The following is a 16286-nucleotide window of genomic DNA, read 5'->3' on the forward strand; positions in this document are numbered from 1 at the left end:
CCCCATGGAAGCACTGGTCTATACCGGCCCCCGACAGGTCGAGGTCACCGAGGTACCGGAGCCCGCCGAGCGGGCCGGCGCCGTCAAGGTTCGCATGCTCTACTGCGGTGTCTGCGGCACCGACATCGGTATCTACTCGGGCAAGCACCCGCGCGCCCAGGCGCCCCTGGTGCTGGGCCACGAATTCGTCGGCCGCGTGGAGCAGACGCCGCCGGACTCGCGCTTCGCGGTGGGCGACCGAGTGGTGGCCTACCCGCTGATCTCCTGCGGCGACTGCCATCCCTGTCGCAACGGCACCCCGCATGTCTGCGCCAACCTGCGGCTGATCGGCATCGATCGTGACGGAGGCATGACCGACCATCAGTGGATCGACGAAAGCGTGCTGTTCAAGGTGCCGGACAGCCTGTCCGATGAGGTGGCGGCGCTGGTGGAGCCCCTGGCGGTGGTGGTCAGGACCCTGCACCAGGCGCGCTTTGCGCTGCTCGACAGCGCAGTGGTGATGGGCGCCGGCCCCATCGGCCTGTTGACCGCCATCGTGCTGCGCCACTCAGGCGCCTCCCGGGTGATCGTCTCCGACGTCGACGAAGGCCGCCTGGGACTTTGTCGCCAGCTCGGCTTCGATACCGTGGACGTGCGCAGCGAGAGCCTGGTCGAGCGGGTGGCCAGCGCCACCGGCGGCGACGGCGCCGACGCCGTGTTCGAGTGCTCCGGCGTCGAGAGCGCGGCGCTGGAGATGACCAAGGTAGTACGCGTCGGTGGCACCATCTGCCTGACCGCCACCCACAAGGCGGCCCACGCGGTCAATCTGATCGACGTGAACTTCAAGGAGCTGACCCTGATCGGCTCCCGGGTCTACACCCACAAGCAGTTCGGCGACGCCCTGGCTCTGGCCGACACCCTGGCCGATGAACTGCGCCAGACCATCACCCAGGTGGTGCCGCTGTCCGACGCGGCCGGTGTCTTCGAGATGATCGCCACTCCCTCCCTCAACACCGTCAAGGTTCTGGTGGACTGCCAATCATGAAGCTGTTCGATCTACACGGCCGCAAGGCCATCGTCACCGGCGGAACCCGGGGCCTCGGCCTCGGCATGGCCGAAGCCCTGCTCGAGGCAGGCGCCGAGGTCGTCATCCTGGGCTCGTCGGACAAGGTCCATGAGGTCGCCTCGGGCCTGTCCACGTCGACCAGCGCCTGTCATGGCGTGGTCGTCGATCTGGCTAGCCGCCAGCAGCGCAGCGAGGGCTTCGACGCTGCCCTTGCCAAGCTCGGCGGTCGCCTCGACATCCTGGTCAACGCCGCCGGCGTCCAGCGCCGCCACCCTTCCGAGCACTTCCCCGCCGATGACTGGGAGGCGGTGCTCGAGGTCAACCTGACGGCGGTGTTCGAGCTGTGTCAGCTCGCCGCCCGGCATATGCTCGAGCGCGACGTCGAAGGGCCCGACGGCCAGGGCAAGATCATCAATATCGCCTCGCTGCTGTCGTTCTTCGGTGGCATGACGGTGCCGGCCTACGCCGCCAGCAAGGGCGGCGTGATGCAGCTGACCAAGGCCCTGGCCAACGAATGGGCGGCCAGGGGCATCAACGTCAACGCCATCGCCCCGGGCTACATGGCGACCGACATGAATAGCGCACTGCTGGCCGACGAGGGTCGCAACGCCGAGATCACCGCACGCATTCCCGCCGGGCGCTGGGGCAATGGCGACGACATGAAAGGACCGCTGCTGTTTCTGGCCTCCCCTGCCTCGGACTATGTCCACGGTGTCACCCTGCCCGTCGATGGCGGCTACCTCGGCCGCTGACAGGAGACTTGCATGAAGATCGTCTTTACCGACCTCGACCACGCCAACCACGACGTGGAAACCGAGATATTCAAGCGCGCGGGCTTCGATGTCCCGCTGCTTGAATGCCAAAGCGAAGATGCGCTGATCGAACAGCTCCAGGGCGTCGATATCGCCCTGAACCAGTACGCCCCCTTCACCCGCCGGGTATTCGAGGCCCTGCCCGATCTCAAGCAGATCGTGCGCTACGGGGTCGGCGTCAACAACGTCGACCTCGAGGCCGCCAGCGCCGCCGGGGTCCAGGTCTGCAACGTCCCGGACTACGGCATGCACGAGGTATCCGATCACGCCCTGGCGCTGAGCCTGGCGCTGATTCGCAAGCTGGTGCCGATGAACGCCGGCTGCCAGGCCGGACGCTGGGAGTACGCCGATGCCATGCCGATCCGGCGCCAGACCCGGATGACCGCCGGGGTGGTCGGCCTGGGTCGCATCGGCCGGCTCTACGCCCGCAAGATGGCGGCGCTGGGCTTCAATGTCATCGCCCACGACCGCTACCATCAGCCCAACGCCGAAGACGGCACCGACCAGCTTCGCTGCCTGGAACTCGATGAGTTGTTCCGGGAGGCCGACGTGATCGGGCTGTTCTGCCCCTTGACCGAGGAAACCCGCCATCTGGTAGACGCCGCGGCGCTGGAGCGGATGAAGGACTCGGCCTATCTGATCAACACCTCTCGTGGCGGCATCATCGACGAGACGGCCCTGGCCCAGGCCCTGAAGGAAGGCAGGCTTGCCGGCGCCGCCCTGGACACCACCGAGCAGGAACCCTTGCCCGCCGATAGCCCGCTCAGGGGCATCGACAACTGCCTGATCACCCCGCACATGGCTTGGTATTCAGAAGACGCCGCGCAAGAGCTCAAGCGCAAGGTGGCCGAGGAAGCGGTGCGCTTCGCCAGTGGCGAGAAGGTGCTGTGGCCGGTGAACCGACTGCCCGCCTGAAGGCCTCGCCGGCCACCGAAAAGTCTGCCTGGAGAGAACGCGTGGAGTGAACGCCCGGAGACCGCTCCGGGCGCCTTCGGCGTCGTCCGAAAAGTCGACGAGCGAAGGTTAGACAAGGCAAAAATCGGTGCGACAGCGCAGTTTACGGGGTGTAAACGAGCATATTGACCGGACTGACGCACCAGCCGATTTTTAACGCCGTATTACCGAGCGCAGGTACTTTTCAGACAAGCCTCAATAGTCGACCCCGGTCATCACCCAGACCACCCGGGTCTCGATATCGCCGGGGTTGCGGATAAGGTGGGGCTGATCGCCGGTGATGGAGAAGCTGTCGCCCGCCTCCAGCAGATGGCATTGATCACCGATGGTGAGTTCGAGCTGCCCGGCTTCGACGTAGCCGGCCTCTTCGCCCTTGCGCTGCCTGGGCACCTCACCGCCGCTGCCGCCCGGTTCCAGCCGCGTCATGATCAGAATCAACTGGCCGCTGAGACGCGGCGACAGCAGCTCTTCACGGACGCCGATGCCTGAAAATTCCATGGACCGGCGGCCGGAGGCGCGCACGATCACGTCCCGCTCGTGCTCGGGCACGTCATTGTCGGCCTCGAAGAACCAGCTCACCCGCACCCCCAGCGCCTCGCTGATCGCCTGCAGCACGCCGATGGGCAGCGACGACGCGCCCCGCTCGACCTGGCTCAGATAGCCCACCGAGCGGTTGACCCGTTCGGCAAGCTCGGCCAGCGTCATCTGACGCGCCTTGCGCAGATCGCGGATCTGCTGACCGAGCCGCAGGGCGTCCTGACCCTCGCGGGTATCCCGGGTGGCGTCCTTGCTGGCGTCCTTCGTCCTGGCCATCGCTTTTCCCATCATTATTGGCGTGGACCTAGACTACCAGAGGCTCGACCGGGGGCTAAGGCATCGCACGGCGACTAAGGCGTCAACTGGGGTCAAAGGCGGGACGCTGCTTGCGAAACGCCTGCTTGCGGGTGATCTTGCCATCTCGCACGCTGAACAGATCGACCCCGTCCGCCTCGACTCGCTTGCCGTCTGGCTGGGTGGCGACGAAGGTCGACTCGGAGACGATACGCTCGCCGCCAGCGTCTGGCCCATCGCTGCCACCGTCGGCGACGCCGGCCATGACAAAGTAGTGCCTGCCGTTGATCCACTGCACGTCACGCATGGTGCCCCAGGTGTTCTCGAAGGCCGCCTTGACGGCCTCCCAGCCCTCTATGCGGGTGCCATGGGCCTGGTCCCCGGCGACGGTATCGAAGACGATATCGTCGGCAAAATAGCTCATCACCGCGTCGATATCGTGGGCGTTGAAGGCCGCGAAGAGGCGATTGAGCGTCTCGTTTGTCATTGTCGTCATGGGGTGTGTCTCCTGTCGGGACATGTTGGCCGCTGTGTGTAGCGGTCGCTGTGTGTAGCGGTCGTTGTGAGTAACGGTTGTGAGTAGCAGTTGTCGTGAATCGTGGTGGTGAGAAGAGGACGCCAGGCCTAAGCGGCGCCCTCCATTGCCATGGCTATCGCAGGCTGTCGAGCACCTGGAAATACCGGTAAAGGGCACGCTGGCCCAGACGACGCACCGGCCTCAGCGGGTGCCCGGGCAAGGGCGAATTGAAGATCGGCAGGTCGGCCTCCTTGAGCGATTCTCCGGCGATCAGCGCCGCCATCTTTTTTGAGGCGTAGGCGGAAAATGCCACGCCATTGCCGCTGTATCCCTGGGCGTAGAAGATGCTGCTGCCGGGGTCCGGCTGCACGATCCTCGGCATCATGTCGTGGGAGATATCCATCCAGCCGTGGGAAAACCAGGGCGTCTCGATACCGGCGATGGCCGGGAACTTTCGCGCGATGGCATCGTGGACCACCTTGAGGTGTCGCGGGTTCTGGGCGTCGGCACCGCTGATCGCGCTACGGGTGCCGATCTGCAGGCGCCTTTCCGGCAGAAAGCGATAGTAGTAGCGCAGCTTGCGGGTATCGGTGGTCAGCACGGTGGAACGAAAGCCGCAGGCCTCGACCTCGTCGTCGGTCAAGGTCCGGGTCCACACCGAGTTGGCCATGATCGGCATATTGCGGTAGGCCGTGACCCGGTGCAGCTGGGGGCTGGTATAACCCGCGGTGGCGATGCCCACGGCACGCGCCCGCACCACACCCCCCGGGGTCCTGAGGTGATGCACCCCACCCTCGGTGGTCCAGCCCTGGACGGGGCTTGCGGCGTGAATCCTGGCTCCGAGCCGCCGTGCCACCCGGGCGTAGCCGTAGGCCAGCTTGAGCGGCTGAACGGCGATTCCCACCGGCTCCAGCATGGCGCCCTGGGCCTCCTGGTCGCCGATGTAACCCTCGAGCACATCATCGCGGCCGAGCACTCGAGTCGGGTAGCCCAGCAGCCGATTGCACAGCCGTGACTCCTCCTTGAGTCCATCGAGTGCCTTGGCGCTGTGAGCGATCAACAGGTTGCCGTGGTTCTGCGGCTCGCAGTCGATCTCGGGGTCCTCGGCCATCGACTGGAATACCTCGAAGCCCTCGAGGCTATTGGCGTGAAGACGCCGGGCGACGTCCTGGCCCCAGCGCTTCACCCACTGGCTTCGACTCAGGCGGCCCCAGGCGAGATGCCCCTGGCCGCCATTGCGGCTGGTGCAACCCCAGCCGATCTGGTTGGCCTCCAGCACGGTCGCCTTGATGCCATACTCACGCGCCAGAAAGAGCGCAGTGGCAAGGCCTGTAAAACCAGCGCCGATCAGCACCACGTCGACGTCCATGTCGCGATCCACCGGGCCGTCGTCCTGCGGTGGAGGCCCGGCGTGATGGCGCCAGTAGCTCGGCGCGTAGTCCCGCCCGACACCGGGAGTGGCGTCTTTCAACGGGTCATAGCTGGGGTCGAACGGCGTGAGTACTGACATCAGACACTCCTCCTCGATGGTTGGCGGCAAAGGACGACGACACGGGGTTCAAGCTCGATCATCACTATGCCTCTCGCCATTGGCTCCCTGGCGGCCGATTTTGTAAGGCACCATGCCTCGGTAGAAGACGCCGATCCTGTCGTTGTGCACACCGCCTTTCTTGGCGGACTTGAGCATCCGGTAGACCGACACCATGTAGGCGATACCAACCACGAAGAAGGGAGCGCCGACCACGATGGCGAGGCTTCTGATCGCGTCGAAGCCACCGGTCAACTGGAACATGATGCCGGTAAACCCGATCACCACGCCCCACAGCAGGCGCATCGACACCTTGGGGTTTTCATCGCCGTTGGAGACCTGCATGGCGGCAAAGAAGGACGCCGAATCGGAGGTCGTCACCGCGAAGATGACGATATTGAAAAGCACCCCCAGACTCAGCCACCAGCCACCCGGCATGCTCTCGAGCAGGGCATAGATCCCCGACTCGGGCTTTTGCTGCACGCCTTCCCATAGAGGCGCGATACCGGTGACCTCGACGTAGCCGGCGGAGCCTCCCCAGATGCTGAACCAGCCGATTGCCAGCAGCATGGGCACCAGGATCACGCCGACGATGAACTCGCGCAGGGTCCGGCCGCGGGAAATCCGCGCGATGAAGCCGCCGCAGAAAGGGATGTAGGAGATGTACCAGAGCCAGTAGAACACGACCCACCAACCGAGCCATTCACGCTGCTCGAAGTTGCCGGCATCGCTCCAGAACTGCAGCGCAAACACCTCGCCGAAATAGTCGCCGACCTGCTGGGTGGCAAGGTTCAGCAGATATTGAGTGGGCGCATGGCCGAAGAACAGCAGCGCCAGCAGAATCGCCCCAGCCATCACCATATTGGCCTGGCTCAGCACCTTGATGCCGCGCTCCACACCGGTGGCGGCGGAAATCACGTAGGCCACGATCACCACGATCATCACCAGGGCCTGGCCAACGGGACCAAGGTCCCATCCGAACAAGGTCGCCAGACCGTAGTTGATGGAGGCCACCCCGAGCCCGATCATGGTGGCATTGCCGCCGATCGTGCCGATGATCCCCAGGGCATTGGCCAGGCGCCCCCAGACACTGGTGTTGCAGCGCTCTCCCAGGATGCCATAGAGACCGGTGGCCACCGTCAGCGGCAGGCCCAGGCGGTAGGCCGGAAAGGCGATCGCCCAGGCGGCGATGGCAAATACCGCCCAGCCATGCATGCCCCAGTCCAGCAAGGTCAGCTGGACCGCCTTGGCGACCCCGGCGGCTTCTCCCGTCGCCCCCATGTCGATGACGTGGGAGGACTGATAGAGGTGGGTCAACGGCTCGGCCACGCTGAAGAACACGAAGCCGATGCCAAAGCCGCAGCTGAACAGCATCGAGATCCAGGCGCCGTAGGAGAACTCCGGCACCTCATCGTCGGCGCCAAGCTTCAGATCACCATAGGGGCTGATCACCAGGTAGAGACAGAACAGCAGCGCACCCCCCATCCCCAGCAAAAAGCCCCAGCCGAAGTTGAAGATCAGAAAGTCACGGGTCGAGGACAACACCTGACCGGTCAGGGTCGGAAAGAACAGCGCGCAAGCCATGATCAAGCCGTAGATCAGCAGCACAGGCCAGAACAGCGAGCGATCATACTGGCCGAAGATGCGGCTGACCGGTCCCGCTGGCGGATGGCTTTCGACATTCGTTATCGATTGTTGGGTCATCGAAAACTCCTTGGTGGATGACACCCGAAGGCGGTGACACGCCGCCAGGCCGCAACCCCGGCCCCCGCGACAACGCCGCCGACTTCGAGCAATAGCTGGCGTAGAACTCTTTGACTTCACAAAAATGAAAAATAGCAGCTATTTTTTCACCAACAAGAAACATAACGGATTCATTTTAAGAATCTCGACCAAAGTTCTAGCCTGGCGTCGATCACTCAGATGCCGTCCAGCGCGCCAGGAAAGCGGCCCATATGCCGGAACATCAGCACCTTGGCGAGACAGGGGCGTCTGTCCCCGAGCGTTGTACGAAGCGCAGACGAAAACGCCCCCGACGAAGACGTCGGGGGCGTTGGTATTGAAGGCCATCGGCGCCTGACCGTTACACCGGCGCCGGTGGCTGGGCTGATCAGCCCTTGGCTTTGGCCAGCTGAGCCCTGCGCGCGTGCAGTTTCTTGTAGCTCTCGATCAGGCGCTGGTGCTTTTCCAGCCCTTCGAGCGCCATGCTGGTCGGGGTAAGGCCAGGGAAGCGCAGCTCGCCGCTGACCACACCGACCACGCTGTCCATGGTCTCGTCCCCGAACATGCGACGCAGGTTGTAAAGGAAGTCGTCGAGCATTAGCTCGTCGTCCAGGGTGATTTCCAGCACCGCCCGCACCGCCTGGTAGAAAAGGCCACGCTCGACGGTGTTGTCGTTGTACTGCAGGAACATCTCGACCCGATCCAGCGCCTCCTCGTGCTGACCGAGCGCCAGGTGGAGCATCAGCTTGAGCTCGAGGATGGTCAGCTGGCCCCACACGGTATTCTCGTCGAACTCGATACCGATCAGGGTAATGATGTCCATGTGCTCGTCGATCTGGCTCTCTTCCAGCCGCTCGAGCAGATCAGCGAGCTGGTCGTCGTCGAGACGATGCAGATTGAGGATGTCCTCGCGGTAGTCCAGCGCCATGTTGGTGTTGTCCCACACCAGGTCCTCAACCGGATAGACCTCGGAATAGCCCGGCACCAGGATGCGGCAGACCGGCGCACCCAGGTCCTCGTGGATCATCATGTAGGCTTCCTTGCCCATCTCCTCGAGGATGCCGAACAGGGTCGCCGCCTCCTCGTCGTTGCTGCCGGAGAAGTCCCACTCGACAAACTCGACGTCGGACCTGGCGCTGAAGAAGCGCCAGGACACCAGCCCGGAGGAGTCGATGAAGTGCTCGACAAAATTGTTGGGCTCGGTCACCGCCAGCGAGTTGAAGGTGGGCGGCATGAAGTCATTGAGGCCCTCGAAGCTGCGCCCCTGCATCAGCTCGGTCAGGCTGCGCTCGATGGCGACCTCGAAGCTCGGGTGGGCACCGAAGGAGGCGAACACGCCGCCGGTCTTGGGGTTCATCAGGGTCACGCAGGCCACCGGGAACTGGCCACCGAGCGAGGCATCCTTGACCAGCACCGGGAAGCCCTGGGCCTCCAGCGCCTTCACGCCCTCGACGATGTCCGGATACTTCGCCAGCACCTCCTCGGGCACGTCTGGCAGCGCCAGCTCCTGCTCGAGGATCTGGCGCTTCACGCCGCGCTCGAAGATCTCCGACAGGCACTGCACCTGGGCCTCGGCCAGGGTGTTGCCGGCGCTCATGCCGTTGGACAGGTAGAGGTTCTCGATCAGGTTGGAGGGGAAGTAGATCACCTCGCCATCGGACTGGCGCACGAAGGGCAGCGCGACGATGCCGCGCTCGACATTGCCGGAGTTGGTGTCGATCAGGTGCGAGCCCTGAAGCTCGCCGTCGGGATCGAAGATCTCCAGGCAGTAATCGTCGAGGATGCCCTTGGGCAGCTCGTCGTTGGGCCCGGGCTTGAACCACTTTTCAAAGGGATAGTGGACGAACTCGCTCGAGGCGATCTCCTGGCCGAAGAACTGATCGTTGTAGAAGAAGTTGCAGCTCAGCCGCTCGATGAACTCGCCCAGCGCCGAGCACAGAGCGCTCTCCTTGGTCGAGCCCTTGCCGTTGGTGAAGCACATGGGCGAGGCGGCGTCGCGGATGTGCAGTGACCAGACGTGGGGCACGATGTTGCGCCAGGAGGCGATCTCGACCTTCATGCCGAGCTCGGCAAGCATCCCGGTCATGTTGGCGATGGTCTGCTCCAGCGGCAGGTCCTTGCCCTCGATCCAGGTGCGCTGGCCCTCTTCCGGCTCCGCCATCAGCAGCGCCTGGGCGTCCTCGTCGAGGTTCTCCACCGTCTCGATCTGGAACTCGGGGCCTGTCTGCACCACCTTCTTCACGGTGCAGCGCTCGATGGAGCGCAGGATGCCCTGGCGGTCCTTGTCGGACAGGTCTTCGGGCAGCTCTACCTGGATCTTGAAGATCTGGTTGTAGCGGTTTTCCGGGTCGACGATGTTGTTCTGCGACAGCCGGATATTTTCGGTGGGGATATCCCGGGCAACGCAGTAGACCTTGACGAAGTAGGCGGCACACAGGGCAGACGACGCCAGGAAATAGTCGAAGGGGCTCGGCGCCGAGCCGTCACCCTTGTAGCGGATGGGCTGGTCGGTAATGACGGTAAAGTCGTCGAACTTGGCCTCGAGCCTCAGGTTGTCGAGAAAATTGACCTTGATTTCCATGGAGTCAGCACCGGAGTAATGGGTTTGGGTCGCCGGACACTCGCCACCGACAACGCCTTTGGGGCGCATTATCCAGTTTTCCCCCGGCGACGTCTTGGCCAGCCGGATGAAATTTGCTCGTGATGGCCTGGCGATAACCTCTATTGCTTCAGCAGTCGCGAGACAACCAACTGACACACGGCCACGATCATAAAGAAGCCTGCGCCGAGCCAGGTATCGGCGAGTACCGCCAACAGCAGCGATACCAGTGCGACGTACCGCACCAGTCGCGGCGCCAGCTTGCGCGACGGCCCACCGCTGTCCGGCGTGGTGTCCGCGGCCACCGGACGCTCCAGCCGGGCAAACAACTCGTCGACCTCTGCCTGGCGGGCGGTGCTTCTGGGTGGTGCATGGACGAAACGCGCCAGGTAGACGAAACCCACCACGCTGACGACCTGCAGCGTCAGCGAGACCGCGAGCTTGATATCGACCAGTTGGGAGGGATGGATCGACGGCAGGCCGAGCCATTGGCCGAACGCCTCGACGTCGAGCCACAGATAGCTCGTGGTGGTCACCAGGATACCCACCAGCACCCCGCCCCAACCGGCCCAGTCAGGGGCGCCGGTCCTGGCGATGGACAGCATGGCCGGCAGCGCCAGCGGCATCTGGAAGATCACCCCGAACATCACCATGATGTCGAACAGGCTGAGGTGGTGGACCTGGCCCAGGGCGATGGCCAACGTCACGATGATGACGGCACCGATCACCAGGGTGACGAAGGCCACCCGAACATCGAACACCGCGCCGAGAAACAGCGACACGCCATAGAGCGCGATGGAAGCAGTCATCAGGGTGAGAAGGATCTGGCTCACCACATAGAAGAGTTGGGTGAACCTGCCGTAGCTCATCCGAATATTGCAGACATACGACTAAAGACGTATAACTCGAAACCAAGAGATAAAACCCTATTTCACAATTTCTGGAATCTTGGCCCTATGGCTACTGAAGCGAAGGTCGACAACGTCACAGCGGTACTCAAGGTCATGGCGATCCTGGAGGCTCTGGATGAGGGTGGAGAATCCAGCCTGGCGGTGCTGTCCCAACGCGCGGTGATGTCAAAGAGCACCGCCTATCGCTTTGTGCAGACGCTCAAGAACCTGGGCTACATCGCCCAGAATCCGGAAAGCGAGAAATACCGGCTGACGATGAAGGTCTTTGCGCTTGGCAGTTCAGCGCTCGGCAAGGCCGACCTGATCAAGATGGCCGATCCCGACATGGCGGCGCTGTCCGAACTGACCCGCGAAGCCGTGCACCTGGGCACCCTGGACACCACCACCGCCGAAGTGATCTACGTACACAAGTACAACTCTCAATTCAACCTGTGCATTCACACCCGCATCGGCGACCGTAGCCCGGCCTACACCAATTCCATCGGCAAGGCCCTGCTGGCCCACCTGCCCCCGGCGCAGCTCGACGCCCTGCTCGCGAACGTCAAGTTCGAACCACGCACCCAGAACACCGTGACCACCGAAGCGGCACTGCGCGAAGAGCTGGCCGAGATCGCCGAGAGCGAGCTGTCCGAGGATCTCGAAGAGATGGATGAAGGCGTCTGCTGCTTCGCCACCCCGATCTTCGATCACACCGGGCGCGCCATCGCCGCCCTGAGCATGTCGATCCCGAGCATCCGCTACCACCAGGACAAGACCTCGGAGTACAAGCGCATTCTGGTCGAGGCCGGTCGCAACATTTCGGGCAACCTGGGCTACCTGGCGCGGCGCTGACGCGACCTCCCTGCCCTGCCGCCTGCCATGACGAAAGAAGCCGCCCCAAGGGGCGGCTTCTTTGGTTGCGGCCTGTCCCTCGCATCGAGGTCAGGTATCGCAACGGGTCAGTGCGAGTTGCGTCTCACACCAGGGCGCGGTGGCCCTTTTTCGCCTCACGACGATCGCGGGCAACGGCGCGGCAGATCAGCAGCAGCACGCCCAGGGTGAGCGCAGGCCAGACCAATACGTAAAAGCCAAAAAGCAGGGTCATGGGGAATCTCCGTCGGTGGGCGCCGCCAGCCTGCGGCGCCCGTCAAACAAGGGTTCAGCGCTGGGTCGCAAGTCCTGCCGGGGCGGGCTTGGACGGGTGCTCGCCGGCTACCGTCGCGGCCTCGGCGGCATCATAGTTGCCGACCCGCTCGGCGATGGTGTCGAAGTCGAACCGCTCGCGGCTGGCCAGGCTCATCACCACGCACACCAGGGTGCTGGTGCCGTAGGCGGTCAGCGAGGCCAGCAGCACCGTGTACTCCCTGAGGAAACCGGTGGCGAACACCAGCATGGCGACAAAGGCAGCGAGCCCGGCGACGGCGCCGGCCACGCGGCCGAGGAAGCCGAACACCATCAGCGCGATGATGATGCCACCACCGATGCTGGCCAGGAACTCGAAGCCAAGGCCGGCCACACCGGTCATCGGCAGCCATTCAAAACGCGCCACGCAGAAGGTCACCATGGCCACCAGCACCGAGGTGGTGAAGGCCGCGTTGGTGACCCGGCTCCAGAAGCAACTGGCGATCACCGGGAAGACAATGGCCCCCCACAGTGCCCCGACGAAGACCAGCATCACCAGGATATCCAGCGAGAAGCTGGCGAAGACGATACCGATGGCGGTGGCCACGATCATGGTGATGCGCCCTACCAGCAGCATGCGGCGGGGGTCGGCCTTGCCTCGAGCGATGTTCTTGCCGTAGACGTCGGCCATCATGATCGCCGACAGCGCCGACAGGTCGGAATCGGCGGTCGAGGACAGCGAACCGATCACCAGAATAAAGAAGGCAGCGATGAACACCGGCGGCAGGTAGCTGGACACCATCTGCGGGATCAGGTTGTTCATGTCACCGTTGAGCGGCTCGACCCCCAGGGTCAACGCCATCAGGCCGATCATGCCAAGGCCGATGACGATGGCACCGTAGCCCACGGTGGCGGTGAGGAAAGTCGGCTTGATGTGGTCCTCGTTCACCGCGAACAGACGCTGGGAGATGGTCTGGTTACCGATGGCATAGGCCAGCACCGCGACAAAGAAGGGTGCGCCCTGATTGAGGATGGCGTCCATCGAGAAGAAGTTGGCCTGCTCGGCGGTGAGGTTGTCGAGCCCGGCCACCAGTTCAGTGGGCCCGCCCATGGCGAAGAACACCGCCGGGATGATCACCACGGCGATCGCCATCAGCGCCACCAGTTGGGCGAAGTCCGTCAGCACCGAGGCGCGGAAGCCCGACCACAGCGTGTACAGCAGCACCCCGACACCGGCGATGATGACGCCGGCCTGGAACGACAGCGGCGAAAGTACCGATACCAGCGCCCCGGCGGCGGTGAAGTTGACCATCAGGCTGATGATGCTGCCCAGCAGGTTCGATAGCGCCAGGATCAGCTGGCTGGAGGAGCCGTGGCGCGCGTGGATCAGCTCGCCCAGGGTGTGGGCGTTGGGCGCCAGCCGCCGGAAGCGGCGGCCGAACGGATAGATGAACAGGATCATCAGCGCGCCCCACAGCCCGTAGTGGATCGGGCCGGACACACCATAGGTATAGCCGGAGGTGGCAGCGGCGTAGAAAGAAGCGGCCCAGATCCAGGTGGCCGTCATGCTGGCGGCACCGATGCCGAAGCCGACCCGGTGGTTCGAGACCATGAAGGCGTCGGCGTCTTCCTTCTTCTTGCGAATGCTCAGGGTCAGCAGGTAGGTGCCGCCATAAAAAGCGATCATCAACAGGATGACCGTCAGGGTCGAAAACTGGTGGAGGGAGGCGCTATTCAAGGGCAATTCTCTTGTTGGTGGAACACAGGCGAGCGACGGTTCATGCGAGCGCATGCCGGCACTTCACCGCGAAAAACTCACTAGACGAGCACGACAACGCCACAGGAATTCCGCCCACGAAAAGGACGAAGCTTCCTCGGGATCATTGAAGTCTCAAGGGCCGAAATAAAACGGATTACTGCCGCTTTTTCGGTACAGAAAGGCGTCGGGACGCGCCGCAGCACATGGCCAGCCATTGCAGCAGGGGCAGGCGGGCCGACATTGCGACAACCGGCGGGGCGTATCGAAGACGCCAGCAGACCACTGGTGGGTCAGGGAGGCGGGCGGCGCGGCATGCAGCGGCCCTGGTCGGTGTAGTGGGGCGACATCTCGGTCCTCTCCAGCGACAACGCAGGAACAGCATTAGACAAGACAAACAGGTCCCCGCCGGGCCATTGGCCCCGGGGTAATCCAGTCGGGAAGGTGCCACATCCATCCAGCGATGGCACTTCTCCTGGCGGTATAACGCCAGCTTGGCATCGGATCGCGAGCCAGGATAAGGGCTCGGCGTTCAGAGCGACGTGAGGCCTGTAAAAGGCGGGATAAAACCATCGCTGCGGCGCACATACCCTACTGTGCTGTGCAGAAAATGTCCAATCAGGCGGACGAAGGATAATTTACCCATTTTCGACCAGACGTCAAGATAGCGAAATTCTCTCGGCTCGCGGCGTAACCTTTCCTGCATTAAACCCAGTAACGCCCCCTGAATCTGCTTCGGCAATAGACGGACACACCAGAAAAAATCAAACGAACGATAGCGTTGAAGTCGACGTCCCCGGGATGATTGCTCGCACGCGACAGACTACCCACTTGCGCCTGGTGCGCGTCGGTTACGGCCGCGAGTTCGACCAACTACGATGCGATGGAGTCGTCGTCGGGTCAGCGTGCTGGACGGCCAAGATGAGTTCGGTCATTCGTGGCAGAGCGTCAAACGATGCCTTGCCGGCAACAACATGGCGCCCCTTGCCGATCAGCGGTACGCCGGACACACTGACGATTAGCGGCGGCGGCGATGGACTGGCGCCGCGGTACCCCAGACGACAACAGACTTCCGTCGCCCCCTCCCCGGACAAGCGAGGCCGCCGTGACCACATCGACTCCCACTTCCACCCTGTCGGCGGCCTGGAGCCTCTGGGCGCTGCTGCTCGGCGTCGGCCTGCTGATGCTCGGCAATGGCCTGCAGGGCAGCCTGCTCGGGGTGCGCGCCGCCGAGGAATCCTTCGGCAACACGGTCACCGGGCTGGTGATGTCGGCCTACTTCGTCGGCTTTCTGGCCGGCTCCACCCTGACCCCACGCAAGCTTCGCGACGTCGGCCATATCCGGGTGTTCGCCGCCCTGGCCTCGATCACCTCCATCGCCATCCTGGTCCACGTCATGTTCATCGACCCCTGGGTGTGGGCGGCGATGCGGTTGATGACCGGCTTCGCCTACGCCGGGCTCTACGTGGTGACCGAAAGCTGGCTCAACGGCCACGCCAGCAACCACCTGCGCGGGCGTCTGCTGGCGTTCTACATGGTCATCAGCTATCTCGGCATGGGCGGCGGCCAGTTGCTGCTGAACGTGGCCGACCCCAGCGGCATCCTGCTGTTCTTGATCGTCTCGATACTGATGTCGCTGGCGCTGGTGCCGATCCTGTTGAGCTACACCCCCCAGCCGGACACCAGCCAGCCCGAGGCGATGAACCTGCTGCGCCTGTATCGACTGTCGCCGCTGGGCACCCTCGGTTGCCTGCTGACCGGGATCGCCAACGGCACGGTGTTTGGCATGGGCGCGGTGTTTGCCGCCAACCATGGGCTGGAAACCCACCAGATCGCCGCCTTCATGGGGGCATTCATCCTCGGTGGGGCGCTGTTTCAATGGCCCCTAGGCAAGCTCTCCGACAAGACCGATCGCCAATGGGTGATCCTCATCGTCGCCGCCCTGGCCACCGCCTTCTCGCTGGCCGGGCTGCTGTTCGACCAGGGCGCAAGCCATGCGCTGACGCTGCTCGGCGTGCTGCTGGGTGGCACCACCCTGACGCTCTATTCACTGTTTCTCGCCTGCGCCAATGACGTCCTGACGCCACAGCAGACGGTGTCCGCCAGCAGCAGTCTGGTGCTGGCGCTCGGCATCGGCGCCATCCTCGGCCCGCTAAGCACGGGGCTATTGATGGACCTGCTGGGCTCTGCCGGCTTTCTGTGGGACCTGGCGCTGATCCACGCGCTTATCGTGGTCTTCGGCGGCTACTGCCTGTGGCGCTATCCGAACCAGCCCTCGGACACCCACGGCCACTATGTCGCGGTCCCCGCCGGCACCGCCTCCCTGGGGGCGACCTGGGTCGAGGAAGCGGCCGACGATCCGGTGCAACTCGACCTGGAACTCATGGAAGCAGACGAGGAGTCCTCCCTGGAGGAAGGTCAGGTGAGCGCCGCCGAACCCGAGCGCAGCTGACAGGCCCCTGCCGAACGCGCCCACCAGAACACGCCTACCGTCGTTTTTCCCCGCCAGC

Annotated in this window: 13 protein-coding genes; 5 read left to right on the forward strand and 8 right to left on the reverse strand. The window is 63.8% G+C overall.

What is annotated here, in order from left to right; all coding sequences use genetic code 11:
- The first annotated feature begins 4 nt into the window (after positions 1-4).
- Genes RBB39_RS12235 through RBB39_RS12245 form a run of 3 tightly spaced genes read left to right on the forward strand, consistent with a single transcriptional unit; the run spans position 5 to position 2772 of the window.
- Complete coding sequence (locus tag RBB39_RS12235) at positions 5-1024, forward strand: zinc-binding dehydrogenase (protein ID WP_045995140.1); 1020 nt, start codon at positions 5-7, stop codon at positions 1022-1024.
- Positions 1021-1797 (forward strand): SDR family NAD(P)-dependent oxidoreductase, encoded by a 777-nt coding sequence (locus tag RBB39_RS12240; protein ID WP_045995141.1) that lies wholly within the window; start codon positions 1021-1023, stop codon positions 1795-1797. Before RBB39_RS12235 ends, RBB39_RS12240 begins: the two co-directional genes overlap by 4 nt.
- 12 nt (positions 1798-1809) lie before the next feature.
- The gene (locus RBB39_RS12245) at positions 1810-2772 is read left to right on the forward strand and encodes a C-terminal binding protein (protein ID WP_108449887.1); all 963 of its coding nucleotides are present in this window, start codon (positions 1810-1812) and stop codon (positions 2770-2772) included.
- Positions 2773-3006: 234 nt separating this feature from the next.
- On the opposite strand, the gene RBB39_RS12250 is transcribed toward RBB39_RS12245, so the two are convergent.
- The 6 genes from RBB39_RS12250 to RBB39_RS12275 all read right to left on the reverse strand — a co-directional run bounded on the left by RBB39_RS12250 (position 3007) and on the right by RBB39_RS12275 (position 10877).
- Positions 3007-3624 (reverse strand): helix-turn-helix domain-containing protein, encoded by a 618-nt coding sequence (locus RBB39_RS12250; protein ID WP_052704184.1) that lies wholly within the window; start codon positions 3622-3624, stop codon positions 3007-3009.
- Between the two features lie 82 nt (positions 3625-3706).
- On the reverse strand, positions 3707-4138 hold the full coding sequence (locus tag RBB39_RS12255; RefSeq protein ID WP_045990928.1) for a nuclear transport factor 2 family protein: 432 nt from the start codon (positions 4136-4138) through the stop codon (positions 3707-3709).
- Positions 4139-4292: 154 nt separating this feature from the next.
- Positions 4293-5669 (reverse strand): FAD-binding oxidoreductase, encoded by a 1377-nt coding sequence (locus tag RBB39_RS12260; RefSeq protein WP_045990929.1) that lies wholly within the window; start codon positions 5667-5669, stop codon positions 4293-4295.
- A 48-nt stretch (positions 5670-5717) separates the two neighbouring features.
- Positions 5718-7391, reverse strand: coding sequence for a BCCT family transporter (locus tag RBB39_RS12265; protein ID WP_052704185.1), 1674 nt, complete (start codon positions 7389-7391; stop codon positions 5718-5720).
- A gap of 406 nt (positions 7392-7797) precedes the next feature.
- Complete coding sequence (locus RBB39_RS12270; RefSeq protein WP_045990930.1) at positions 7798-9990, reverse strand: OsmC domain/YcaO domain-containing protein; 2193 nt, start codon at positions 9988-9990, stop codon at positions 7798-7800.
- 140 nt (positions 9991-10130) lie between these two features.
- A complete protein-coding gene (locus RBB39_RS12275; RefSeq protein ID WP_045990931.1) occupies positions 10131-10877 on the reverse strand; it encodes a hypothetical protein in 747 nt (248 codons plus the stop codon).
- Positions 10878-10964: 87 nt separating this feature from the next.
- On the opposite strand from RBB39_RS12275, the gene kdgR reads away from it, so the two are divergent.
- The gene (gene kdgR / locus RBB39_RS12280) at positions 10965-11750 is read left to right on the forward strand and encodes a DNA-binding transcriptional regulator KdgR (RefSeq protein ID WP_045990932.1); all 786 of its coding nucleotides are present in this window, start codon (positions 10965-10967) and stop codon (positions 11748-11750) included.
- Positions 11751-11874: 124 nt separating this feature from the next.
- Here the strand turns inward: kdgR and RBB39_RS12285 are convergent, their stop codons facing one another.
- Both RBB39_RS12285 and RBB39_RS12290 read right to left on the reverse strand, forming a co-directional pair.
- Positions 11875-12003 (reverse strand): putative transporter small subunit, encoded by a 129-nt coding sequence (locus tag RBB39_RS12285; RefSeq protein WP_239452487.1) that lies wholly within the window; start codon positions 12001-12003, stop codon positions 11875-11877.
- Between the two features lie 54 nt (positions 12004-12057).
- Positions 12058-13707: a sodium:proline symporter gene (locus RBB39_RS12290; protein WP_045990958.1), complete on the reverse strand. Its 1650-nt coding sequence runs from the start codon at positions 13705-13707 to the stop codon at positions 12058-12060.
- Positions 13708-14881: 1174 nt separating this feature from the next.
- On the opposite strand from RBB39_RS12290, the gene RBB39_RS12295 reads away from it, so the two are divergent.
- Positions 14882-16228, forward strand: coding sequence for an MFS transporter (locus tag RBB39_RS12295; protein ID WP_239452488.1), 1347 nt, complete (start codon positions 14882-14884; stop codon positions 16226-16228).
- Positions 16229-16286 lie beyond the last annotated feature (58 nt).

This window comes from Halomonas sp. MMSF_3323 (assembly GCF_030733595.1).
Lineage (GTDB): Bacteria > Pseudomonadota > Gammaproteobacteria > Pseudomonadales > Halomonadaceae > Halomonas > Halomonas litopenaei.

What these genes read in the sequence shown, in the direction of transcription:
- RBB39_RS12260 (WP_045990929.1), bottom strand. Translation starts at nt 5,669, where the DNA reads ATGTCAGTACTCACGCCGTTCGACCCCAGCTATGACCCGTTGAAAGAC.
- RBB39_RS12235 (WP_045995140.1), top strand. Translation starts at nt 5, where the DNA reads ATGGAAGCACTGGTCTATACCGGCCCCCGACAGGTCGAGGTCACCGAG.
- RBB39_RS12240 (WP_045995141.1), top strand. Translation starts at nt 1,021, where the DNA reads ATGAAGCTGTTCGATCTACACGGCCGCAAGGCCATCGTCACCGGCGGA.
- RBB39_RS12265 (WP_052704185.1), bottom strand. Translation starts at nt 7,391, where the DNA reads ATGACCCAACAATCGATAACGAATGTCGAAAGCCATCCGCCAGCGGGA.
- RBB39_RS12285 (WP_239452487.1), bottom strand. Translation starts at nt 12,003, where the DNA reads ATGACCCTGCTTTTTGGCTTTTACGTATTGGTCTGGCCTGCGCTCACC.
- RBB39_RS12245 (WP_108449887.1), top strand. Translation starts at nt 1,810, where the DNA reads ATGAAGATCGTCTTTACCGACCTCGACCACGCCAACCACGACGTGGAA.
- RBB39_RS12290 (WP_045990958.1), bottom strand. Translation starts at nt 13,707, where the DNA reads ATGATCGCTTTTTATGGCGGCACCTACCTGCTGACCCTGAGCATTCGC.
- RBB39_RS12255 (WP_045990928.1), bottom strand. Translation starts at nt 4,138, where the DNA reads ATGACGACAATGACAAACGAGACGCTCAATCGCCTCTTCGCGGCCTTC.
- kdgR (WP_045990932.1), top strand. Translation starts at nt 10,965, where the DNA reads ATGGCTACTGAAGCGAAGGTCGACAACGTCACAGCGGTACTCAAGGTC.
- RBB39_RS12250 (WP_052704184.1), bottom strand. Translation starts at nt 3,624, where the DNA reads ATGGCCAGGACGAAGGACGCCAGCAAGGACGCCACCCGGGATACCCGC.
- RBB39_RS12275 (WP_045990931.1), bottom strand. Translation starts at nt 10,877, where the DNA reads ATGAGCTACGGCAGGTTCACCCAACTCTTCTATGTGGTGAGCCAGATC.
- RBB39_RS12270 (WP_045990930.1), bottom strand. Translation starts at nt 9,990, where the DNA reads ATGGAAATCAAGGTCAATTTTCTCGACAACCTGAGGCTCGAGGCCAAG.